This is a genomic window from Sporosarcina sp. 179-K 3D1 HS (genome assembly GCF_047228905.1).
GTDB lineage: Bacteria > Bacillota > Bacilli > Bacillales_A > Planococcaceae > Sporosarcina.
In genome coordinates this window covers 299,495-322,614 of record NZ_JBFEGI010000003.1, presented here as the reverse complement: position 1 = coordinate 322,614, position 23,120 = coordinate 299,495, and the positions used below count along the sequence as shown (strand labels likewise).

At 47.2% G+C, this 23,120-nt stretch carries 26 protein-coding genes; 24 read left to right on the top strand and 2 right to left on the bottom strand.

Annotated features, from left to right (window positions below; translation table 11 throughout):
• Positions 1 to 14: 14 nt before the first annotated feature.
• Positions 15 to 1,298, bottom strand: coding sequence for a replication-associated recombination protein A (locus tag AB1K83_RS06745; RefSeq protein WP_413057391.1), 1,284 nt, complete (start codon positions 1,296 to 1,298; stop codon positions 15 to 17).
• A 132-nt stretch (positions 1,299 to 1,430) separates the two neighbouring features.
• Here AB1K83_RS06745 and cymR point away from each other — a divergent pair, with 132 nt between their 5' ends.
• The 15 genes from cymR to mtnN all read left to right on the top strand — a co-directional run bounded on the left by cymR (position 1,431) and on the right by mtnN (position 16,149).
• Positions 1,431 to 1,850 carry a cysteine metabolism transcriptional regulator CymR gene (gene cymR, locus AB1K83_RS06740; RefSeq protein WP_413057390.1) on the top strand — a complete coding sequence of 140 codons (420 nt, stop codon included), beginning with the start codon at positions 1,431 to 1,433 and terminating at the stop codon, positions 1,848 to 1,850.
• A 39-nt stretch (positions 1,851 to 1,889) separates the two neighbouring features.
• Positions 1,890 to 3,032, top strand: a complete 1,143-nt coding sequence (locus tag AB1K83_RS06735; protein ID WP_413057389.1) for a cysteine desulfurase family protein — start codon at positions 1,890 to 1,892, stop codon at positions 3,030 to 3,032.
• Positions 3,033 to 3,053: 21 nt separating this feature from the next.
• Complete coding sequence (gene mnmA / locus AB1K83_RS06730) at positions 3,054 to 4,175, top strand: tRNA 2-thiouridine(34) synthase MnmA (protein WP_413057388.1); 1,122 nt, start codon at positions 3,054 to 3,056, stop codon at positions 4,173 to 4,175.
• 12 nt (positions 4,176 to 4,187) lie between these two features.
• Entirely contained in the window at positions 4,188 to 4,844 is a 657-nt protein-coding gene (locus AB1K83_RS06725) for a tetratricopeptide repeat protein (protein ID WP_413057387.1), read from the top strand.
• A 39-nt stretch (positions 4,845 to 4,883) separates the two neighbouring features.
• A complete protein-coding gene (locus AB1K83_RS06720; RefSeq protein WP_413057386.1) occupies positions 4,884 to 7,322 on the top strand; it encodes an ATP-dependent RecD-like DNA helicase in 2,439 nt (812 codons plus the stop codon).
• 320 nt (positions 7,323 to 7,642) lie between these two features.
• On the top strand, positions 7,643 to 10,276 hold the full coding sequence (gene alaS / locus AB1K83_RS06715; RefSeq protein WP_413057385.1) for an alanine--tRNA ligase: 2,634 nt from the start codon (positions 7,643 to 7,645) through the stop codon (positions 10,274 to 10,276).
• A gap of 60 nt (positions 10,277 to 10,336) precedes the next feature.
• Positions 10,337 to 10,609, top strand: coding sequence for an IreB family regulatory phosphoprotein (locus AB1K83_RS06710; protein WP_413057384.1), 273 nt, complete (start codon positions 10,337 to 10,339; stop codon positions 10,607 to 10,609).
• Positions 10,606 to 11,022 carry a Holliday junction resolvase RuvX gene (gene ruvX / locus AB1K83_RS06705; protein ID WP_413057383.1) on the top strand — a complete coding sequence of 139 codons (417 nt, stop codon included), beginning with the start codon at positions 10,606 to 10,608 and terminating at the stop codon, positions 11,020 to 11,022. Before AB1K83_RS06710 ends, ruvX begins: the two co-directional genes overlap by 4 nt.
• Positions 11,023 to 11,035: 13 nt before the next feature.
• Positions 11,036 to 11,326: a DUF1292 domain-containing protein gene (locus AB1K83_RS06700; RefSeq protein WP_413057382.1), complete on the top strand. Its 291-nt coding sequence runs from the start codon at positions 11,036 to 11,038 to the stop codon at positions 11,324 to 11,326.
• Positions 11,327 to 11,470: 144 nt separating this feature from the next.
• Positions 11,471 to 12,595: an endolytic transglycosylase MltG gene (mltG, locus tag AB1K83_RS06695; protein WP_413057381.1), complete on the top strand. Its 1,125-nt coding sequence runs from the start codon at positions 11,471 to 11,473 to the stop codon at positions 12,593 to 12,595.
• Complete coding sequence (locus AB1K83_RS06690) at positions 12,592 to 13,266, top strand: O-methyltransferase (RefSeq protein WP_413057380.1); 675 nt, start codon at positions 12,592 to 12,594, stop codon at positions 13,264 to 13,266. The genes mltG and AB1K83_RS06690 overlap by 4 nt, the downstream gene beginning before the upstream one ends.
• 53 nt (positions 13,267 to 13,319) lie before the next feature.
• Positions 13,320 to 13,958, top strand: a complete 639-nt coding sequence (gene udk, locus AB1K83_RS06685; RefSeq protein WP_413057379.1) for a uridine kinase — start codon at positions 13,320 to 13,322, stop codon at positions 13,956 to 13,958.
• A gap of 103 nt (positions 13,959 to 14,061) precedes the next feature.
• Positions 14,062 to 14,538 carry a transcription elongation factor GreA gene (greA, locus tag AB1K83_RS06680; RefSeq protein ID WP_413057378.1) on the top strand — a complete coding sequence of 159 codons (477 nt, stop codon included), beginning with the start codon at positions 14,062 to 14,064 and terminating at the stop codon, positions 14,536 to 14,538.
• A 142-nt stretch (positions 14,539 to 14,680) separates the two neighbouring features.
• Positions 14,681 to 15,430 carry a DUF1510 family protein gene (locus tag AB1K83_RS06675; protein WP_413057377.1) on the top strand — a complete coding sequence of 250 codons (750 nt, stop codon included), beginning with the start codon at positions 14,681 to 14,683 and terminating at the stop codon, positions 15,428 to 15,430.
• Between the two features lie 26 nt (positions 15,431 to 15,456).
• Positions 15,457 to 16,149, top strand: a complete 693-nt coding sequence (mtnN, locus tag AB1K83_RS06670) for a 5'-methylthioadenosine/S-adenosylhomocysteine nucleosidase (protein ID WP_413057376.1) — start codon at positions 15,457 to 15,459, stop codon at positions 16,147 to 16,149.
• 281 nt (positions 16,150 to 16,430) lie between these two features.
• On the opposite strand, the gene sigK is transcribed toward mtnN, so the two are convergent.
• Positions 16,431 to 17,132 carry an RNA polymerase sporulation sigma factor SigK gene (gene sigK / locus AB1K83_RS06665; protein ID WP_413057375.1) on the bottom strand — a complete coding sequence of 234 codons (702 nt, stop codon included), beginning with the start codon at positions 17,130 to 17,132 and terminating at the stop codon, positions 16,431 to 16,433.
• Positions 17,133 to 17,323: 191 nt separating this feature from the next.
• On the opposite strand from sigK, the gene AB1K83_RS06660 reads away from it, so the two are divergent.
• The 9 genes from AB1K83_RS06660 (at position 17,324) to AB1K83_RS06620 (ending at position 23,069) form a co-directional block, all read left to right on the top strand.
• A complete protein-coding gene (locus tag AB1K83_RS06660) occupies positions 17,324 to 17,860 on the top strand; it encodes a YqeG family HAD IIIA-type phosphatase (protein WP_413057374.1) in 537 nt (178 codons plus the stop codon).
• Complete coding sequence (gene yqeH / locus AB1K83_RS06655; protein WP_413057373.1) at positions 17,848 to 18,963, top strand: ribosome biogenesis GTPase YqeH; 1,116 nt, start codon at positions 17,848 to 17,850, stop codon at positions 18,961 to 18,963. Before AB1K83_RS06660 ends, yqeH begins: the two co-directional genes overlap by 13 nt.
• A 35-nt stretch (positions 18,964 to 18,998) precedes the next feature.
• Positions 18,999 to 19,826: a shikimate dehydrogenase gene (gene aroE, locus AB1K83_RS06650; RefSeq protein WP_413057372.1), complete on the top strand. Its 828-nt coding sequence runs from the start codon at positions 18,999 to 19,001 to the stop codon at positions 19,824 to 19,826.
• A gap of 3 nt (positions 19,827 to 19,829) precedes the next feature.
• A complete protein-coding gene (gene yhbY, locus AB1K83_RS06645; RefSeq protein WP_413057371.1) occupies positions 19,830 to 20,120 on the top strand; it encodes a ribosome assembly RNA-binding protein YhbY in 291 nt (96 codons plus the stop codon).
• Between the two features lie 16 nt (positions 20,121 to 20,136).
• A complete protein-coding gene (locus AB1K83_RS06640; RefSeq protein WP_413057370.1) occupies positions 20,137 to 20,706 on the top strand; it encodes a nicotinate-nucleotide adenylyltransferase in 570 nt (189 codons plus the stop codon).
• Entirely contained in the window at positions 20,696 to 21,265 is a 570-nt protein-coding gene (gene yqeK, locus AB1K83_RS06635) for a bis(5'-nucleosyl)-tetraphosphatase (symmetrical) YqeK (RefSeq protein WP_413057369.1), read from the top strand. Before AB1K83_RS06640 ends, yqeK begins: the two co-directional genes overlap by 11 nt.
• The gene (rsfS, locus tag AB1K83_RS06630) at positions 21,265 to 21,609 is read left to right on the top strand and encodes a ribosome silencing factor (protein WP_413057368.1); all 345 of its coding nucleotides are present in this window, start codon (positions 21,265 to 21,267) and stop codon (positions 21,607 to 21,609) included. The genes yqeK and rsfS overlap by 1 nt, the downstream gene beginning before the upstream one ends.
• Positions 21,606 to 22,346: a class I SAM-dependent DNA methyltransferase gene (locus AB1K83_RS06625; protein ID WP_413057367.1), complete on the top strand. Its 741-nt coding sequence runs from the start codon at positions 21,606 to 21,608 to the stop codon at positions 22,344 to 22,346. Before rsfS ends, AB1K83_RS06625 begins: the two co-directional genes overlap by 4 nt.
• 69 nt (positions 22,347 to 22,415) lie before the next feature.
• Positions 22,416 to 23,069 carry a helix-hairpin-helix domain-containing protein gene (locus AB1K83_RS06620; RefSeq protein WP_413057366.1) on the top strand — a complete coding sequence of 218 codons (654 nt, stop codon included), beginning with the start codon at positions 22,416 to 22,418 and terminating at the stop codon, positions 23,067 to 23,069.
• The last annotated feature ends 51 nt before the right edge of the window (positions 23,070 to 23,120 follow it).

Here is a 23,120-nt window from a genome sequence, read left to right as displayed (position 1 = left end):
ACGCTCAAAAGTTTTCATTTCTTCCGGAAGTTTCTTAAACGATCATAGATCGCTGCCAATCTTTTTTCTTCTCCGGCGCTCACTGGCAAATAGAATTCCACGTCTTTGATGGCATCCGGTAAATATTGTTGATCGGACCAGCCGCCGAAAGAACCTATCGGCGTGTCATGTGGATACTGGTAACCGACGTGTCCTAGGTCGGCCGCACCGGTGTAATGTGCATCCCGGAGATGCATAGGAATATCTCCGGTTTGTCCTTTATGTATGGATTGGATGGCGGCATCAATTGCTTTGTAGGCTGAGTTTGATTTGGAAGCGAGACACATATCGATGACCGCGTTGGCGAGCGGGATTCGGGCTTCCGGCATTCCGAGACGCACGGCCGCTTCCGTTGCCGCTAATACTCGAGGGCCCACTTCAGGGGAAGCCAGGCCGATATCTTCATATGCCATGACCAAAAGCCTTCTGCAAACAGCAACGAGATCTCCGGTTTCCAATAGATTAGCTAAATAGAAGAGAGCAGCATTGACATCGCTACCTCGTACCGACTTTTGAAGTGCGGATAATAAATTATAGAAATGAGAGCCTTTCTTATCTCCGAGCAATCCGACCCGACCGATTAAATTATTGACCAACCAATCTTCCACAATTGTTTTCCCGTCTTCTTCATCGCTGGCATTCACGATCGACTCCAAGACAGTCAATGCTTTTCGTGCGTCGCCATTGACACCTTCTGCAATTTTTCTTAGCTGTTCCTCGCTAATGGCGATCCGCATCATTCCGAGGCCTCGTTCCTCGTCAGTCAACGCACGCTTTAATAATTGCATCACGTCGTCAGGATCCAGCCGGGATAATTGCTTGATTTCCCCGCATCGTGACCGGATGGCCGGGTTGACGTCGTGGAATGGATTTTCAGTAGTCGCTCCGATCAAAACGATGGCACCGCTCTCGACATGCGGCAGCAACGTATCTTGCTGCAATTTGTTGAAGCGATGGATCTCATCTAGGAAAAGCAGGACTTTACCGGTAATCCGTGCTTCCGCTACAACATCTTCAACATCTTTCTTACCGGATGTTGTCGCGTTCAGTGCGATGAAGGGAAGGTCGCTCGTGCCGGCGATGGCATGAGCAAGGGATGTCTTGCCTATGCCCGGTTCCCCGTAAAGAAGCATGGAAGGAACATGACCATTTTTGATCATCCGATACAGCGCTGTGTCAGGGCCGATGATTTGTTGCTGTCCGGCCATTTCATCTATAGTTTTAGGCCGCATCCGATAGGCTAATGGTTCGTTCTTCAAACTGATCACTCCTCGTACATCTGTTCCTCCATTATACACGCATATGGAACAGATTTCATTTTCAGCAGGTTTCGGTTTAATTATGCTATACTATTTTGAAGTAATCGCATATAAAAGGGCAGGGGACTTATTATGAAAATTTCAACTAAAGGACGTTATGGACTGACGGTAGTCGTCGAATTGGGAGCAAAGTATGGGCAGGGGCCTGTACCGCTCCGGAAAATTGCGGAAGAGCAAAACTTATCCGAAGCTTATTTGGAGCAACTGATTCCGCCATTGCGAAATAGCCGGATCGTCAAAAGTGTCAGAGGGGCTTATGGCGGGTACATGCTTGCCAAGGCGCCTGAAGAAATCACGGCGGGGGATGTCATCCGTATTTTAGAAGGACCGATCCAAGTCGTTGAAGGTTTGGATGAAACGGATATCCCCCAACAGCAATTATGGAAGCGGATCGGGGATGCGGTCCGTGAGGTGCTGGATAAAACGACGATCCAGGATTTAATGGAATCCGAGAATGAGCCGATCAGCGACGGCTATATGTTCTACATTTAATCCAATAGGTAAATGTGTACTTTTAAAGGAGTATTGGCAATGAACTCAATTTATTTAGACCATGCGGCTACAACACCGGTCCATCCGAAAGTCGGAGCGGTGTATGTGGAGATAATGGAAACCATTTTTGGCAATCCTTCCAGCATCCATAGCTATGGTCGGGAAGCACGAAAACATCTGGATGAAGCGCGGAAAGTGTTAGCCGCATCCATCCATGCCCTGCCAACCGAAATCATTTTCACTTCAGGCGGGACGGAAGCCGATAATATTGCGATTTTTGGTACGGCTGCCGCCATGAAAGAGATGGGAAATCATATCATCACTTCAAATATTGAACACCCCGCTGTTTTGGAATCCTGTAAACGGTTGGAAGAACAAGGGTATGACATCAGTTATTTAGAGGTGAATGAAAAAGGGCAAATCGATGTTCAGCAAGTGCAGGAAACATTGACGGATAAGACGATTCTTGTCACGATCATGTTCGGCAATAATGAAGTAGGCACCATTCAACCAATCCGTGAGATCGGGCAAATATTGAAAGATCATCAAGCGATTTTTCATACGGATGCGGTCCAAGCGTATGGAATCGTTCCATTACATGTAGATGACCTGGGAGTCGATCTGTTATCCGTATCCGCCCATAAATTGAACGGTCCGAAAGGGATCGGCTTTCTTTATCAGCGGAAAGGCCTGAAAACGGCCCCGCTCCTTTATGGAGGAGGGCAAGAGAGGAAAAGGCGAGCCGGGACGGAAAATTTGCCTTCCATTGCCGCATTTGCCGAGGCCGTTTCCATCGCGCAGGAATTGATGGAGAACAATCGGACAAAATATACGCACTTTGCCAACATCATGATGCAAGTACTAGATGAAAAGGGCGTTTCGTATGAGATAAATGCAGCCAATGTGGAAAAGCTGCCACATATATTCAATATTAGCTTTCCTGGAACGGATATCGAGTCTTTGCTTGTTAACCTGGATATGGCCGGCATTGCCGTTTCAAGCGGTTCGGCGTGTTCAGCAGGGTCTTTGGATCCATCCCACGTATTGACTGCTATGTTCGGCGAAGGATCTCCTAAATTGCGTAATTCCGTCCGTTTCAGCTTCGGGCTAGGCATTGATGAAGAAGCGGTAAAAGAAGCCTCTGTCAAAACGGCGGACATCGTGAATCGACTTGTGAAATGAATAATAAAGGATGAAGAATGTATGAGAACTGCAAAAGCTCCGGCTGATACCCGGGTTGTCGTCGGTATGTCGGGAGGCGTCGATTCATCAGTCGCGGCGTTACTATTGAAGGAACAAGGCTATGACGTCATCGGTATTTTCATGAAAAACTGGGACGACACCGATGAATTCGGGGTTTGCACCGCAACCGAAGATTACGAAGACGTCATCAGCGTCTGTAATGAAATTGGCATCCCGTATTATGCTGTTAATTTTGAAAAACAATATTGGGATAAAGTATTCACATATTTTCTTGATGAATATAAAGCGGGACGCACGCCGAATCCCGATGTGATGTGCAATAAGGAAATCAAATTCAAAGCGTTCCTGGACCATGCGATGAGCCTCGGTGCTGATTATTTGGCGACTGGCCATTATGCCCAAGTTGTTGAGGTGGATGGCGGAGTCGCCATGCTGCGTGGAAAAGACACGAACAAGGACCAAACCTACTTTTTGAATCAGTTGACCCAAGAGCAGCTACAAAAGGTGATGTTCCCGATCGGGCATTTAGATAAGAGCGATGTCCGTAAAAAAGCGGAGGAAGCAGGTTTGACAACAGCTTCGAAAAAAGATTCCACCGGCATTTGCTTCATCGGCGAACGGAACTTCAAAGAATTCCTTAGTCAATACCTTCCTGCACAGCCTGGGGAAATGCAAACGATGGAAGGGCAGACCGTCGGCCGTCATGACGGCTTGATGTACTATACGATCGGGCAGCGCCATGGACTCGGTATCGGTGGTGCGGGGGATCCTTGGTTTGTGTTAGGGAAGGACCTCGAAAGGAATGTTCTGCTCGTCGGTCAAAATTTCCATAATGATGCACTGTATTCGGACAGCCTGACTGCTATTCAAGTCAGTTTTGCCACAGCCCGTAATATGCCTGAGACGTTTGAATGTACAGCGAAATTCCGGTATCGCCAGCCAGATACGAAAGTGACGGTAGAAATGACGGGAGACGGAGAGGCACATGTCCACTTTGCTGAACCGGTCCGTGCCATTACACCGGGACAAGCGGTCGTCTTTTACGATGGAGAAGAATGCCTCGGCGGCGGTACGATCCATACGGTCATCAAAAATGGACAGCAACTCGATTATGTCGGTTAAGGGGAATGTGTAATGAAATACAATGAAATAGGAATAGCCGCCTTGCAGGATGGTGAGCTGGAGAAAGCAGTGGAGTCATTCATGAAAGCGGTGGAAGAACGACCGGACGACCCAGTGGGCTATATTAACTTAGGCAATGTTTTTGCATCCTTAGGTGACATTGATAGAGCCGAGCCATTTTTCCAAAAAGCGATCACATTGGATGAGGAAGCAGGAACCGCCTTTTATGGACTTGCCAACCTTTATTACAATGCGGAGCGTTACGATGAAGCGGCAAAATTGTATGAACAGGCGGTTCGCCAAGGAGTAGAGGATGCGGATGCGTACTTCATGCTCGGGAAAAGCTTGGAACGATCCGCAAATGATAAATTGGCATTACCTTATATGCAGAGGGCAGCGGAATTGGCTCCACAAGATTTGGAAATCCGCTTATCCTATGGGATACTCTTGGCGAAAATGGAACTGTTTCCGCAGGCTGCCGATGAATTCCGTTTCGTCTTGGAGCTTGATCCAGACCACGCGGATGCCCATTACAACCTCGGCATTGTCTATGCGGTTTCAACGGATCGGAAAGAGGATGCGCTTCATCATTTGGAGCAATCCTTTACAATCGAACCGGATCATATGGAAGCACGCAATATTTTCAACATGATACAGCAAAACCAGTAATACGCGTAGTTGGAAAGAGTGAAAGGAGTGAGGATGGAGATGAGCGGTGAAACAGAGGAAATCTTCTTGACGGGACGGCCGGTCGTTACCATCTTCCATAATCCTGATAATCTTTTCACCATTATGAAATTGAAAGTCCGGGAAACCAATTGCGGCTATACGGAGAAAGAGATCATCGTCAAGGGGAATTTTCCTCAACTGAACGGAGAAGACGACTACCGCTTCACGGGCAGTCTCGTCACGCACCCGTCCTACGGTTTGCAATTTGACGTCCGAACGTTCGAGAAGGAAATGCCATCAACCGAGACCGGATTGATCCATTACTTATCAGGCGACCTCTTTCCGGGAATTGGATTAAAGACAGCGGATACGATCGTGAAGAAATTAGGCAAAGATGCCATCAAGAAAATCATGAACGATCCCGCCGTGCTCGATACGATTCCCCGTCTATCCGAAGAACGGAAAGAGACGCTCGTGACGGTGTTGCAACAAAACATGGGACTGGAACGGACGCTCATCCAGTTGAATGAATGGGGGTTCGGCCCTCAGATCAGCATGCGGATCTATCAGACGTACCGGGAAGAAACCATCGAACTGTTGAATGAAAATCCATACCGCTTAATTGAGGAAGTGGAAGGTGTCGGTTTTCAACGGGCGGATGAATTAGGAAAGAATCTTGGCATCACAGGAGCCCACCCGGCACGGATCAAAGCGGCAATCCTCCATTCGATGAACCAGTCTGTACAATCGGCAGGGCATGTCTATTTGGAAGCGAAAGATGTATTGCCTGACGCGAAGCGTGCTTTGGAAATGAGCCAGCCTGTCGAGATACCGTTCAAGACGATTTCGCAAGCGATCATAGAACTCGTTGAAGAGGGGAAGTTGGCAGCGGAAGAAAGGAAACTGTATCTTCCATCGCTTTATTTCTCGGAGCTGGGCATCGCGTCGAAGATCACCCGTATTCTAGAGAACGAGGTGGCCGACCAGTTCCCCGCGTCAGAAATCAGGAAAGCCGTCGGTGAAGTCGAGGAACGTCTTGGTGTCAATTATGCAGAAACGCAAGTGTCGGCTATTGAAACGGCCCTTCATTCCCCTGCAATGATCCTGACGGGCGGTCCGGGGACAGGGAAGACGACGGTCATCCGGGGGCTTGTCGAGGTCTATGCGGAACTTCATGGACTTTCCTTGGACCCGAAGGAATATGCGAAAAAGAAAGAGACCTTTCCCATCGTGCTAGCGGCACCGACCGGACGGGCAGCGAAGCGGATGTCCGAATCGACAGGCCTTCCTGCCATGACCATCCACCGGCTGCTCGGTTTTACCGGGCATGAGAAAGAGGAGGAAGTGGAGCGGGAGGTGGAAGGCCGCCTGATCATCATCGATGAAATGTCCATGGTCGATACATGGTTGGCCCACCAGCTGCTGAAGGCGTTGCCGGATGATGTCCAGTTGCTATTTGTTGGGGATCAGGATCAGCTTCCGCCAGTCGGTCCGGGTCAAGTTCTCCGGGATTTGTTGGGATCGGGCAAGGTCCCTGTCGTGGAATTGACGGAAATTTATCGGCAAAGTGCCGGTTCGACCATCATCGAAATGGCACATATGATTAAACGTTCCGAATGGTCCGGGGATGTTGCTGCCAAAACATCCGATCGTTCCTTCATCAAAGCTGATGGTGAACGGATATTGGAAGTCGTGGAGCAAGTCATCACTAATGCTCTTACGAAAGGCCATGCCATCAAGGATATCCAAGTTCTCGCTCCGATGTACAAAGGTCCAGCCGGCATCGACGGGTTGAATAAAATGATCCAGCAAATGGTCAATCCTCCTGCTCCAGATAGGAAAGAGGTTGTTTTCGGCGAAGCGGTCTATCGGATCGGAGACAAAGTTCTTCAACTGGTCAACCAACCGGAGAGTAATGTGTTCAATGGCGATATGGGCGAAGTGATCGCCATTATCAAAGCCAAGGAAACGGTTGATAAAAAAGAACTGCTTGTCGTCTCTTATGATGGCATCGAAGTGACATATGAGCGGAGCGACCTCCATCAAATCACCCTCGCCTATTGCTGCTCCATCCATAAATCGCAAGGCAGTGAGTTTCCAATCGTCATCATGCCCATCGTCCGCAGCCATCGCAAAATGCTTCGACGCAATCTGTTATACACAGGCATTACTCGTGCGAAGAATTTCCTGATCCTTTGCGGGGAGCCGGAAGAATTCAAGATGGGGATTTTCCGGACAGATGAAATGCAGCGGCAAACGACCTTGAAGGAAAGGTTGAACGCAGATGTGGCTGTCGATGAAGAACGGCCAGCCGACCAGTCGACTCCGGAAATGAATGAGGAAGAAACCTCTCAAGAGCAGGAAATGTTGGAACCAAAGGAATACAAACTCACCACTGAAAATTTTATTTCCATCGATCCGATGATCGGCATGCAAGGGGTCACACCGTATGCTTTTCTCGAAGAGGATATAGGATGATTGTGGATTGACATCGTTGCCAAACTTATCTATAATCCAGATATTCATAAGAAATTCGATGACGGAGAAAGTACGCATACTTGGCTTGTGCAGAAAGAAGTCCCTTGGCTGGAAGGACTTCCTTGACAATGTGACGGAAAGCTACTCCCGAGTGCAGCTCATCCCTGCCGTTTCGCCGCGTTAAGGCTTCCAGAGATATTGGCACACATGCTGCCGATAAGTAGGGTGGTACCGCGAGATAAAAATCCTCGCCCCTTGTTTAAGGGGGGGGGATTTTTTTGTTTGCCATCAAAACTAAGAACCAATTGGAGGGTAACATCATGAAAAAATTCACATCTGCAGAAATACGCAACCTGTTTTTAGAATACTTTAAACAGCACGGGCATAGTGTAGAGCCATCCGCACCGCTCGTCCCAATCGATGATCCGTCCTTGCTGTGGATCAATAGCGGTGTCGCGACTTTAAAAAAATATTTTGATGGACGCGTCATTCCGGAAAACCCGCGTATCGCCAATGCTCAAAAATCCATTCGGACGAATGATATCGAGAACGTCGGGAAAACAGCCCGTCACCACACGTTCTTTGAAATGCTCGGTAACTTTTCCATCGGCGATTACTTCAAAGAAGAAGCGATTATTCGCGCATGGGATTTCTTGACGAATGAAGAATGGGTCGGTTTCGATCCGGAATTACTGTCCGTCACCGTCCATCCGGAAGATGAAGAAGCTTATGTCATTTGGCGAGACAAAATCGGCATTCCGGAAGAACGCATCATCCGGCTGGAAGGGAACTTCTGGGACATCGGGGAAGGCCCAAGCGGTCCGAACTCTGAAATATTCTATGACCGGGGTCCTTCCTATGGAGATGACTTCTCCGATCCGGAGTTATACCCAGGCGGGGAGAATGAACGTTATTTGGAGATCTGGAACCTCGTCTTCTCGGAGTTCAACCATAATCCAGATCATACGTACACACCCCTGCCAAAGAAGAATATCGATACAGGGATGGGTCTCGAGCGGATTGTGTCGGTCATTCAGGATGTGCCAACGAACTTTGACACAGACCTCTTCATGCCGATTATGCATGCGATTGAAGAAACGTCCGGTCAGACATATGGACAAGATACGGATAAGGACACGGCGTTTAAAGTGATTGCCGATCATATTCGTACCGTTGCCTTTGCAATCGGTGACGGGGCGTTGCCGTCCAATGAAGGGCGAGGATACGTTCTCCGCCGTTTATTGCGCCGGGCGGTCCGTTTCGCCAAACAACTGGGTATCGAAAAACCGTTCATGTATAACCTCGTACCGGTTGTCGGCGGAATCATGGACGATTTCTATCCGGAAGTGAAAGAGAAGCAAGAATTCATTATGAAAGTCATTAAAAATGAGGAAGATCGTTTCCATGAAACATTGACTGAAGGGATGAACATCCTCTCGGGCGTCATCGAAAAATCGAAATCGAACGGAACATCCGTCGTTCCAGGCGCAGATGCGTTCAGGCTCTACGATACTTATGGCTTCCCGTTCGAGTTGACGGAAGAATTCGCGGAAGAAGCGGGTGTCACTGTCGACCGGGAAGGTTTTGAGACGGAGATGGAGAATCAGCGGAACCGCGCACGTGCTGCTCGTCAAGACGTTGATTCGATGCACGTCCAGTCCGGTGTGCTCGGTGAAATCCATGAACCGAGTGAATTCATCGGCTATGATCAGCTCGTTTGTGAAGCGAAAGTCCTTGTCCTATTGCAGGATGGAAATACGGTTGACCAGGCAGCCGAAGGGGCGGAAGTCCAGTTCATCTTGGATCAAACACCGTTCTATGCAGAAAGTGGCGGCCAAGTAGCGGATAAAGGGACTGTGACTGGTGAATCATTCGTGGCGGACGTGAAAGATGTCCAAAAGGCCCCGAACGGCCAAAACCTTCATACCGCGGTCATTCGTTCGGGTGAAATGGTAGTAGGCTCCGAAGTCCGGGCGGAAGTGGATGAGCAGTCAAGAAAATTGATCATCCGGAACCATACGGCGACGCATCTGCTCCATAAAGCATTGAAAGAAGTACTTGGCGAGCATGTCAATCAGGCCGGTTCCTACGTCGGTCCAGATCGACTCCGATTCGACTTCTCGCATTTTGGACAAGTGACGAAAGAAGAGCTTGAGAAAATTGAACAGCTCGTCAATGAAAAGATTTGGGAAGACATTTCTGTCGACATTTCCCAAAAACCGATTGATGAAGCGAAAAAAATGGGTGCAATGGCGTTATTCGGTGAGAAGTATGGTGCTGTCGTACGCGTCGTGACAGTCGGTGATTATTCACTTGAACTTTGCGGTGGCTGTCACGTACCTTCCACAGGATTCATCGGTTTGTTCAAGCTTGAATCCGAAGGGGGAATCGGAGCAGGAACTCGCCGGATCGAGGCGGTTACAGGTCAACAAGCCTATCGTTCATTTAAAGAAGAAGAAACAAAGTTGAACGAAGCGGCTACTTTGTTAAAGTCCAATCCGAAAGACCTTTTAACAAAAATCGGAACGGTTTTATCCGATATGAAAGAATTGCAGCGTGAAAACGAATCGCTGTCCGCTAAACTTGGCAACAGTCAAATGGATGATGTGTTGGCAAAGGCCCAACAAATCGGTGAAATTTCTGTCATTGCGAGCCGTGTCGATGTTAAGGACAATAATGGACTACGTCAAATGATGGATGAGATGAAGCAGAAAGTGGCTTCTGGCGTGATCGTGCTCGGGGCGGCAGCAGACGGAAAAGTAATGCTGATCGCAGGAGTGACGGATGATTTAAAGACAGGGAACTATCATGCAGGTAAAATCGTCAATCATGTAGCGGCGCAATGCGACGGAAAAGGCGGAGGCCGACCGGATATGGCGATGGCGGGAGCGAAAGATGTTTCCAAGCTTGATGATGCTCTCCAATCCGTGTATGATTATGTCAAATCCGTTTAACAGGATTCGGATGATGGGTATACTAAAATAGATGTCCTGAAAGTGGGGTGGGTATCGAACATGGATTCATACGACAAAACGATGAAATTCAACTTTCCAGAAGAGTCGATGAAGGATGAGGTCAAAGAAGTGATGCTCCATGTGTATAAGGCACTGGACGACAAAGGGTACAATCCGATCAACCAGATAGTCGGCTATCTGCTGTCGGGCGATCCGGCCTATATACCCCGGCATGAGGAAGCCCGGAATAAAATCCGGAAATTAGAGCGGGATGAAATTCTGGAGGAGCTCGTAAAGTTTTATATCCGTGAAAACGGAGGGGCACCGGATTGAGGATAATGGGATTGGATGTCGGGACCAAAACGGTCGGCATAGCGATCAGCGATGCTTTGGGATGGACAGCCCAAGGAATTGAAACAATGAAGATCGATGAACATGCCGGCCAATTCGGCATGGAAAGAATTGAACAACTCGTTTCCGAATATGACGTAAACGAATTCGTTGTTGGCTACCCTAAAAACATGAATAATACAATCGGTCCCCGAGGTGAGGCAACAGAAAATTACGCTCGCCTTCTTGAAGAAAAATTCGGGCTTCCGGTGAAGCTATGGGATGAACGGCTGTCGACCATGGCGGCAGAGCGCATGCTGATCGAAGCGGATGTCAGCCGCAAAAAGAGGAAGACAGTCATTGATAAGATGGCAGCGGTCCTGATCCTTCAAGGATATTTGGACTCAAAAAATTAAAGAGGTGACCGAAATGGAACACGGACAAGAAACGATTACCATTGTAGATGAACAAGGAAATGAACATGTGGGTGAAGTGATTTTAACTTTTGAATCAGAAGAATACGGCAAATCGTACGTCCTTTACCACATTTTAGGGAAAGAGGAGTCGGAAGACGGGGAAATTGAAATCCACGCATCTTCCTTCATTCCGACCGAAGAGGGCGAAGACGGCGAGTTATACCCGATCGAGAGCGATGAGGAATGGGAAATGATCGAAGAAATGCTGAACACGTTCATCGAAGAAGAAGAGGAAGAAGAGTAACCCATATGCGTTCGGACGGGACGGTGAACACTGTCCCGTCTTTTCTTTGTCGTTTAGATCTTATCAACTGAATGATGAGTTGATAAAGTTGTAGGCTTAAACATCTACCTATACATTTTTCCAAATAAAAGAGGTGAGTACTGTATGGAAAATGGGTCGAAAAAAGAAGTGATGTTGGAACGGATGTTAGAGAAGAAAAAAGAAGTGAGAGTCGTGCGGAAAATTGTTTTTATCATTGCGTCGATCCTTCTGTTCGTCGGTTTCATTGGCGGCTTTTTCGGTTACCGTTATATCAAAGGAGCCCTACAGCCTGTCGATCCCGAATCGGAAGAGGTGATTGAAGTAGTCATTCCGATCGGATCTGGAGTTGATACGATCGCTTCCGAACTACAGAAAAAAGGGATTATCAAAAATGCCAAGCTCTTTAAATACTATGCAAAATTCAACAATGAGTCCCAATTCCAAGCAGGTACATACGGGTTGACGAAAGCGATGACGCCGGATGAATTGATCCAAAGCTTAAAAACCGGCAAAGTGTATCGAACTCCAGTTTTCACGATGACAATACCTGAAGGATTGACTGTCAAGCAAATTGCAGGCATCGTGGAGAAAAAAGCAGGTATACCCGCGGATGAATTTTTGACGTACATAAATAGTGAGGCAACCATCAATCGATTGATGGCTAAGTATCCACAACTACTGACAGAGGAAATCCAAGGGAAGCAGATCAAATTTCCGTTGGAAGGATATCTTTTCCCTGCGACTTATCCGTTTTATGAAGAAAAACCTACGCTGGACTCAATCGTCGATACGATGGTCCAAGCGACCGCTGCCAATGTAGCGCCTTATCATGACTATTTGGAAACAGAAGGGAAATCGGTTCATTGGTTGCTGACTTTCGCCTCCTTATTGGAAAAGGAAGCTACCGCTAAATCGGACCGTGAAACAATCGCGAGCGTCTTCTATAACCGGATGGAAATTGATATGCCATTGCAGACAGACCCAACCGTTCTTTATTCACTCGGAGAGCATAAAGACCGCGTCCTCTATGCCGACTTGGAAATCGATGATCCCTACAACACGTACAAACATAAAGGATTGCCACCTGGTCCGATAGCGGGTGCGGGAAAAGCATCCATTGAAGCGGTAATCGATCCGTCCGAAACAGATTATTTTTATTTCCTAGCGGATAAAACGGGGACGAATCATTTTACCAAATCATATGAGGAACATTTGAAAAATCGGGAACTCTACCTTTCCGGAGATTGATCGCTATCAAACGGCCGACGACTGGAGTGGACATGTTGGAAGATTATTTGAGTTATATAGTGAGTTTGCAAAAAGATGAAGAAGAGCTTTTCAGCCGTATGGAACAATATGCAGAAGAGCATCGGATTCCAATCATGGATCGATTAGGCATCGAGACGTTTCTCGGACTCCTTCATATTCAGAAGCCGCAGAGCATTTTGGAAATCGGTAGCGCGATCGGCTACTCGGCCCTTCGCATGGCGACTGCTTTGAAAAATACGACTATCGTTACGATTGAACGGGATCGTGAGCGATACCTGAAAGCGGTCGAATATATCGGCCAGAGCGAAATGAAGGACCGAATTCTGATCCTAGAAGCGGATGCACTTGAGAGTGAGGCCGAAGAGATTTTTGGACGCCAGTACGACGCTTTATTCATTGACGCAGCAAAAGGGCAATATAAGCGTTTTTTTGAAAAGTACGAGCCAACGGTGAAGCCGGGCGGAGTCATTTATTGTGATAACATGTTCATGCATGGTATGGTTCTACTGGATGAGGAAGAGGTGCCGAGACGAAATCGGACGATGATCCGGAAGTTAAAAGAGTTCACGCGATGGATTTATAATCATCCGGACTTTGAAACCTCCTTGTTGCCGGTTGGTGATGGTATTTTAATAGCGGTAAAAAGTTGAATCAATGATGTGAAAAACGAAGCCTCCTGGCGATGGACAAGGAGCGTTCTGAGATGAATGTTAGAAAACCCCTCGTGATTGGGATAGCAGGCGGATCGGGTTCTGGTAAGACTAGTGTCACCAATGCCATTTACGATGTGTTCAAGAAACATTCTGTCGTTGTCATCGAGCAAGATTTTTATTACAAAGACCAAACCCCTCTTGAGTTTGACAAGCGTCTGGACGTAAATTATGATCATCCTTTGGCGTTTGATACCGATTTGCTCATTGAACATATGGAAAAGCTGTTGCGACATGAGCCGATTGAAAAACCTGTCTATGATTATGCACTCCATACGCGCTCGACGAAAACGGTGCCTATCGATCCGAAAGATGTTATTATCCTGGAAGGAATCCTCGTCTTGGAGGATAAGCGCCTGCGCAACTTGATGGACATCAAATTATTTGTTGACACGGATGCAGATTTACGTATTATTCGCCGCATCCTTCGCGATATGAACGAGCGGGGAAGAACGATTGATTCAGTCATAGATCAATATTTGTCAGTCGTCCGCCCAATGCATAATCAATTTATTGAACCGACCAAACGGTATGCGGATATCATAATACCGGAAGGCGGACAAAATGAAGTGGCCATTGACTTGATGGTCACCAAGATAAAAACAATTCTTGAAACTGGAACGAATTTATAATATGATGTTGTCATCATTATATACAGATGAACGCTATGTCACATACCTGTCTAAGGAGTGGCATAGTATTTTTATTGAACAGGATTATGAGGAGTGTTGTCTAATGATTACTGAAAAGAAGTTTCCAATGACCGCTTCCGGCAAGGAAAAGCTGGAAGAAGAACTAAATTATCTCAAAACAGTAAAACGGAAAGAAGTTGTGGAACGCATTAAGATTGCCCGCAGTTACGGTGACCTTTCGGAGAACTCAGAATACGATTCCGCAAAAGAAGATCAAGCATTTGTAGAAGGTAAAATTTCATCCCTTGAATCGATGATCCGAAATGCAGTCATCATCACGGAAGACGAGTTGAATACCGACGAAGTGCAACTTGGTAAAACGGTTACATTTAAAGAATTGCCAGACGGCGACGAAGAAACGTATACCATTGTCGGTTCCGCGGAAGCGAATCCGATAGAAGGCCTCATTTCCAATGATTCACCGATTGCCAAAGGCTTGATCGGACGGAAAAAAGGGGACGAAGTGAAAATTATGACACCGGGCGGAGAAATGGCAGTTGTCATTTTGGAAATCAAGTAAAACGGAATAAGGCCGCCTTCTGTTGAGGGCGGTTTTTATCTTTATTCAAAAGAAAACTCCCATTATATATGGAACTCTCTGATTCATACAACGTCCAATACATAGGGATACCGCTGTAGATATGAAATGGAGTTGAATGTGAATGAAAGGGCGAGAACCTGATTTTTCAAGGATGAGCCGAAAGCGGCGTAGCAAATCGAATACCATATTGAATATGTTGATCGGGCTAGTAGTCGTGCTCATCATCATAACGGCAAGCTTCATTTTCACCGGCAATAAAGATGAGCAGCAAGCAGAACCAGGTGAGGAAAGCGTGACGACCAGCGACCAAGAAGAATTGGATGACCAGGAGGAAACGGAACTGGAAGACCCGTCAAATGAGGGAGACTCCGAAATGCCGACAAATGAGTCATCAAGTCCGGAATTTGCGGAAGAGCCCGAGGGACAATCTCCAGATCAAAACAAAGATGGCATGACACCAAAGCAGGAGGAGCCGGCTGTGGAACTCGCAAAACAGGACGAAGCAGTGGAAGACCATGGCGGGAAGGTGACGTATTCCAAACCGGATGATCCAATCATATCGGAGACGATCATTAATAGTTCGTGGAAACCGATTGGAACGTCCCAGACAGGGAACCATGTTTCTTTATACGATGGCGAATCAGTGGATTGGCAAGAGAAAAAACAAGCAATTGCCTATTCGACAGGTATTCCAGAGGAGTCGCTGATCTATTGGAAGATCAAGAACGGCGGAAGCCCGCAAAAGTCAATCGGGATCGTGTCCACGAAAGACAAGTCGAAGAAATATCAAGTTCACCTGGAATGGGTGGATGGAGCAGGATGGAAGCCAGTTAAAATGGACGTGTTGAACACGTTGGATTTTGACTATTAAAATGTACTAAGAATGGCGGAGATTGCATGAAAATCGCGGTTATCGGAGCGATGGAACAAGAAGTGGAACTACTGCGCAAGGAAATAGACAATGCAAAGACAACGGTCCTTGCAGATTGCGAATTTATTGAGGGGGCAATCGATGGCCGTTCCGTGATATTGGTGAAAAGCGGCATCGGTAAAGTAAATGCTGCAGTTGCCACGACTTTATTGCTGAATAATTACAAGCCGGATGTCGTCCTCAACACAGGATCGGCTGGCGGTTTCGATGACAGTTTAGAGGTCGGAACAGTCGTCATTTCGGATGAAGTGCGGCACCATGATGTGGACGTGACGGTTTTCGGTTATGAGCACGGTCAAGTGCCAGGTCTTCCCGCGGCATTTACATCTGATGAGCGATTGATTACTATCGCACGCGAAGCGGTCGAAGAGGTCGGAGAACACCCGCATGCCACAGGATTGATCGCTTCGGGAGACACGTTCATGAGCGATCCGAAACATGTAGACAATGTCAAAGGTCATTTCCCAGCCATGATTGCCGGTGAAATGGAGGCAGCTGCCGTAGCGCAAGTTTGCCATCGTTTCGGTACCCCGTTTGTTGTCATCCGGGCGTTATCCGATATTGCCGGGAAAGACTCGTCCATCAGCTTCGATGAATTCTTGCCGATGGCAGCTCGTCATTCAACGGATATCGTTTTGAAAGCCATCTCGAAATTATAAACTTTTCATGATAAGATAGACGTAGATGGTAAACTTCACATTCGAGTCAAGGAGGGAATCTGGATTATGGTATTTTTGATGGCAGGTGTATTCATTGTTTCGACAATCCTTGCAGCGGTCATTTTACGCGAGGTAAGTGCGGACTGAAAACCCGAACATACGATGAGGCGTTTCCGAAGCCGGGACCACTCCCGCAAGGAAACGCCTTTTACTTTTCAGCTGAAAACAACGGCCCAAGTTTCAAGTCCCCAAAGGTTAGATCGGTCATAGGTCAACTCCGGTTAGTCGTTATATTCATGTTTGAACAATTGGTAGAGCTTGACGATGGCCCGTTTTTCGATTCGAGAGACGTAACTTCTAGAAATATTCAGCTGGGCTGCAATTTCTTTTTGGGTCATTGGCTGGTCATCCAATAAGCCATAGCGGCGCTGGATAATTTCCAGTTCCCGGCCATCCAGTTTCCCGAGATGCCGGTATAATCTTTCCCTTCTTTCTTTCTGTTCCACCGCGTCAATCGGTGCCTCTTCATCGGTTTGAAGCAGGTCTGCAATTTGGAGCGATTGCCCATCTTTATCCATCCCTATCGGATCGAATAAAGAAACATCTTTTTGCACTTTTTTCTGGGTTCGCAAATACATAAGAATTTCGTTTTCAATACAGCGTGCCGCATATGTGGCAAGTTTGGTCTTTCGGTCTGGAGTGAAACTATTTACCGCTTTCATCAAGCCGATGGTACCTATGGATATATAGTCATCCAGCATTTCATGTTTCGGGTGGAATTTTTTCACTATATGCGCAACCAGCCGCATATTTCGTTCGATCAGTTCGTCCTTGGCTGATTCATCACCTTCAGCCAGACGTCTCAAACAGTCCGCCTCCTCTTCCTTGGACAAGGGACGTTGAAACGCTTGCCCTCTGATGTATCCGATCATTGCAGGGATCTCGAGCCATAGCTGCACCATCGCCATGACAAGCCCGCTCATCGGTTCACCTCCTGTTGTCGTTGTATGACAGCATATGCAGCTGAAGTCTTGTCTCATCACTGAGACTGCGGGAAAACACAATGAATATGGTCGAATCCAAAAGGGTTAGGGAGCTTCTTACTTAGAGAGGGGCAAAGGTTTGAACAATTCAAACCGGACGGATAGGTATGATATAATCGATTCAGAATTAGATGCTAATCGGAGTGGATGTTGTGTACAAGTATTTTTTGCCGGATGAATTTGTAAAAAGTGTCTTCTTGATCTCCCCGGACAAGTTAAAAGAAAAAGGGATCAAGGCGATTATCACAGACTTGGATAATACGCTTGTCGCCTGGGATCGTCCAGACGCGACACCTGAAATTTCCCAATGGGTGAAAGAAATGCAGGATGCCGGGTTGAAAGTGACTATTGTATCAAATAATAATGAAAATCGGGTCAAAACATTCTGTGATCCAATTTCAATCTCTTTTATCTTTGATGCACATAAGCCACTGACCAAAGCATTCCACAAGGCGGTCTCCATGATGGGTGTCCGGAAAGACGAAGTGGTTGTCATCGGAGATCAGCTTCTGACGGACATTTTAGGTGGAAATAGGGCGGGGCTTCATACGATTCTTGTCGTGCCAGTCGCCAAATCCGACGGCTTTTTTACAAGATTCAATAGAATGATCGAAAGAAGGATCATGGCGGGCATGAAAAGGCGTGGCATGATCAAATGGGAGGACTGAATTTGGAACAATTAAAATGCATCGGCTGTGGAATCACTATTCAGACAGACGATCCCAAAAAGGAAGGATATGCTCCGCCTGCATCGTTGGATAAAGAAGATGTGGTATGCCAGAGATGCTTCCGTTTAAGGAATTACAATGAACTCCAACCGGTATCGCTTTCCGGGGATGACTTCCTGAAGATTTTAAACGGAATCGGACAAAAGGAAGGCCTCGTGGTCAAGATTGTTGACATCTTTGATTTCAATGGTAGTTGGATCAATGGCCTCCATCGATTTGTCGGAAATAAAGATATATTATTGATTGGGAACAAAGCGGATATTTTGCCGAAATCTGTGAAACCGAACCGGCTCATCCACTGGATGAAATCCGAAGCAGGTAAACTCGGACTGAAACCTGCTGATGTCCTTCTTGTGTCTGCTCATAGAGGGTCGGGGATGGAAGAGGCGTTAGCCGCAATCGATAAACTTCGAAAAGGAAAAGACGTCTATGTTGTCGGCTGCACGAACGTCGGCAAGTCGACATTCATCAACCGGATCATCAAAAGTGCGACAGGCATAGGTGATATCATTACAACATCACATTTCCCTGGAACTACATTGGACCTTGTTGAAATCCCGCTCGATGACGGGAAGGCGATCTACGATACCCCTGGAATCATCAATGATCACCAGATGGCGCATCACTTGGATGCCAAAGATTTAAAAGCGATCACCCCTAAAAAGGAATTGAAGCCGAAAGTGTATCAATTGAATCCAGAGCAGACGCTTTTTGTCGGAGGCCTTGGCCGATTTGATTTTCTCGCGGGAGATCGCTCATCATTCACGATCCACATATCGAATGATCTGGACATTCATCGGACTAAATTGGAAAATGCGGATCGGCTTTATAAAGAACATCTTGGCGGATTGCTATCCCCTCCATCGGGCGCATCATTGGAGACATTGCCTCCACTTGTCCGTCATGAATTTTCCATCAGGAAAGCCAAGACGGATATCGTCATTTCCGGGCTGGGATGGATTACAGTGCAACACCCCGATGTCGTTGTAGCCGTCCATGCACCTCGCGGGGTCGATGTGGTACTGCGCCCATCCTTGATATGACTGAGTTTGGCAGAGATAAAATAGGGGGAAATGATATGAAAAAGTGGTATTCGGTAATCGGGGATCCGATTGCCCAGTCGATGTCTCCGTCCATGCATGGAACGTGGTTTGAGGAGAATGAAGTGAACGCTTCCTATATTCCGATCCATGTCCCCGTAGATCAATTGGAACAAGCGGTTACAGGCCTTAGGACGCTCGGTTGCAGCGGATGGAATGTCACCGTTCCACATAAGACGGCCATCATTCCTTTTTTAGATCGATTAGATCAATCCGCTGAGCACATGCAGGCCGTCAATACAGTCCATGTACTCCCGGATGGTTCTTTGGTAGGTTCCAACACGGATGGCTCCGGATTTGTCCGGTCATTGGAAGAAGTATATGGAGACCGTGCAAAAGGAAACCCGGTGCTAGTCGTAGGTGCAGGCGGGGCAGCACGAGGAATTGGGCATGCACTTCATTCGATGGGGTATGGGCCGATCACTTTCACCAATCGGACGATGGAAAAAGCGGAGAAATTGGCGACGGGCATTCCCGGTTCTTCAGTTTTGTCCATCCAGGAAGCGGAGGCTTCTTTAACGGACTTTGGACTTGTCGTCCAAACGACATCAGTCGGCATGAGTTTCGCACTGGAAGGGATGCCTCTCGATCCATCCGGCGTCAAACAAGGGACCGTTGTAGCGGATATTATCTACAACCCGCTTGAAACCGAATTTTTGAAACATGCTAAGGAACAAGGCGCATTGACAATGAACGGCGTCGGTATGTTCGTCCATCAAGGAGCACTCGCGTTTGAGACATGGACAGGCATTCAACCCGACACTGAAAAGATGACACAGAAAATAACGACAACACTTGGAGGGTAATGGATGTTAACAGGTAAACAGAAAAGGTTCCTGCGCAGTGAGGCGCACCATCTACAACCCGTTTTTCAAATTGGGAAAAGCGGTTTGACGGATGCAGTCATTGCGCAAATCGAAGAGGCGCTGGAAGCAAAAGAGTTAATCAAAGTGAATATTCTACAAAATTGCGATGAAGATAAAAATGAAATCGCCGCCAAGCTGGAGGCGAGAGAAGGTCTTGAAATCGTCCAGGTAATTGGCAATATGCTAGTCCTTTACAAGGAATCGAAAGAGAAAAAAAGGATCGAACTGCCGTAAAGGAGGAGTTCTCCCATTGAAAAAAGTTGGACTATTGGGAGGCACCTTCAACCCTCCCCATATCGGCCATCTCATCGTGGCCAATGAAGTGCGGATTGCACTTGGACTTCATGAGGTCCGTCTCATGCCGACTGCAATTCCTCCACATAAGATGGCTACTCATGATGCCACGGCCCAACAACGGCTTCAAATGGTGGAACTGGCGGTAGCCGACTTTGAGGGACTACATGCATCCGCTTTCGAAGTGGAGCGTGGCGGTGTTTCCTATACGTTCGATACGATGTCCGCGATGAAGAAACTGGAACCAGATGTGGACTTCTATTTTATCATCGGTGGGGACATGGTCGATATGCTGCCGGAATGGTATAGAATAGAGGAGTTATCGGAGATGGTTAAATTGGTTGGAGTTCCGAGGCCAGGAACAATCGGCAAAACGGAGTTCCCGATCATTTTCGTAGACATTCCACAAATCGACCTCTCTTCCACGCTGATCCGGAAGCGGTTTGCGGAAAGAGGAGCCGCCCAGTTGCTTGTCCTTCCAGCAGTGGATGAATTTATCCGGAAGGAGGAGCTTTATGGATCTTGAACGGATAAAGCGTGAGGTCGCAACACGTCTCTCTAACGACCGCTACGAACATGTCCTGCGAGTTGTCTCCATTGCGAAAATACTGGGTGAGCGCTTCGGGTTGCCGCTCGAGCAAGTGGAGGCGGCCGCCTTGCTGCATGATGTTGCAAAATGTATGGAAAAAGGACAATTGCAAGCCATACTTGAGGAAGAGGAAGTGGACCCTCGATTATTTTCTTTTCATCCCGAATTATGGCATGCGCCTGCGGGGACAGTACTCGCCCGGGACGAGTATGGGATCCGGGACGAGGATATTTTAAATGCCATCCGGTACCATACGACCGGAAGAGCACAAATGTCCCCACTGGAAAAACTTATATATGTAGCGGATATGATTGAAATGGGAAGGAATTTCCCTGGAGTCGACGATTTACGTGAAGCAGCTAAGGGATCACTGGATGTAGCGATGAGCGCGTGCATCATCCATTCGATCCGATTCCTGGCAAACAAAGGGGTTCCAATTTTTCCAGACTCCATTGATTGCTACAACGAACATATCCACATGAGAGGAATGAGATAATGACAACATTACTAGAAATCGCTTATAAAGCAGTAGACGATAAAAAAGGGGAAGACATCGTCGTCTTAAATATGGAAGGCGTTTCCCTAATTGCAGATCAATTCATCATCACCCATGCCAACTCGGAAAGACAAGTGCAGGCAATTGCGAGGGAAGTTACCGATAAAGCGGCCGAAGCAGGTTTCCATGCGAAAAGAATGGAAGGCTTTGATTTGGGCAGATGGGTACTGATCGATCTGGGCGATGTGGTCGTCCATGTATTCCATCGGGACGAGCGCGGTTATTACAATTTGGAGAAGTTATGGGGAGACGCCCCGATGCTGGATATGGCTGAAGGGAAATGACGAAAGCCTACGCGGAATTCGCCGCCATCTACGATGAATTGATGACCGACATCCCTTACGATTCATACATCGACTTTTTGGAATTGGCGATTGGTGATCTGGAAGGAAAGCGGATCTTGGATATCGGATGTGGCACCGGAGTGCTAAGTTTCAAATTTGCCGAACGCGGCGCAGAAGTGGCAGGAGTCGATTTATCTTCAGATATGTTGGATGTGGCAAAGAAGCGTGCAACTGCGCTTTCTTTGCCCGTGAACTTTGTTCAACAGCCAATGGAAAAACTCGACGGCTTCCACAATTACGATGCGGCGGTTATAGCCATCGATTCTTTGAATTATGTAACCGATGAAGCAAAAGTCAAGGAAACCTTCCGTCGGATCTATAGCTCTCTGAAAAAAGGCGGATCCTTATTATTTGATGTCCATTCGACTTATAAAATGGATGAGATTTTTTTGGAAGGCCCGTTTACATACGATGATGGTCGGATCGCTTACATATGGGAGACCGAAATGGGCGAGGAGATTCATTCAATTCATTCTGCATTGTCCTTTTTTGTTGAACAAGAGAATGGGTTGTACCGCCGTTTTGATGAAAGGCATGCGCAACGCACCTTCCCGGTGTACGAGTATGTCAAGATGCTGGTTGACATTGGGTTTTCGGTGGAACGGATTTTTGCAGATTGGGAAGATGAACCACCTCAGGAAGAGAGTGAGCGAATATTCTTCCAAGTCCGAAAATAACTCTTTTCTTTTTTAGTCAATTCGGCTATAGTGAAGGGGACTCCGTATGGATGCTGACATGAAGAAAGGGTGTATGACCTGTTTCTACCGTCTGTATTCAGTAAGTGGCGGAAGTTCATCACCCCCCTCGCAGCGATCGCTGTTGTAGCCGCTATTCTGTTCTTTCCCAGAGGACAATCCACCGATGATAGTAAAGTGGGCGGCCAAAACCCATTCCCTGAATTAATAGAAGAAGAAACGGAAGAAGTTGTTTTGCTCGAAAACGGAATCGTTGAAGACCCTGTCCCAATTGTAGTGGACGTAAAAGGGGCGGTCCGTTATCCGGGAGTTCATGCCTTGCAAGAAGGTGATCGGCTCATCGATGCCATCCATGCAGCAGGTGGCTATTTGCCTGATGCTGATACCCGCATGTTGAACCACGCGATGAAATTAGCTGACGAAACGGTCATTTATGTTCCGGTTCATGGAGAGGAACTGGAGGACATGCCTTCCTTTCAGACGGCGGAAACGCCAGGTCGGCAAGAGGATGGTAAAGTGGATATCAACAAGGCAGACGAGCAGGCCCTCATGAGCATCCCGGGCATCGGTCCAGCTAAAGCTGCTGCAATCATCCAATACCGGACCGACAACGGCAGTTTCCAAACGCCCGAGATGATAATGGAAGTATCCGGAATCGGCAAAAAAACATTCGAGAACTTGGAACCTTATATTAAAGTGAAATAATTTGAGAAAGCATCAATGAATAGATAAGTAAAATTTGTAAGTGGAGGCAAC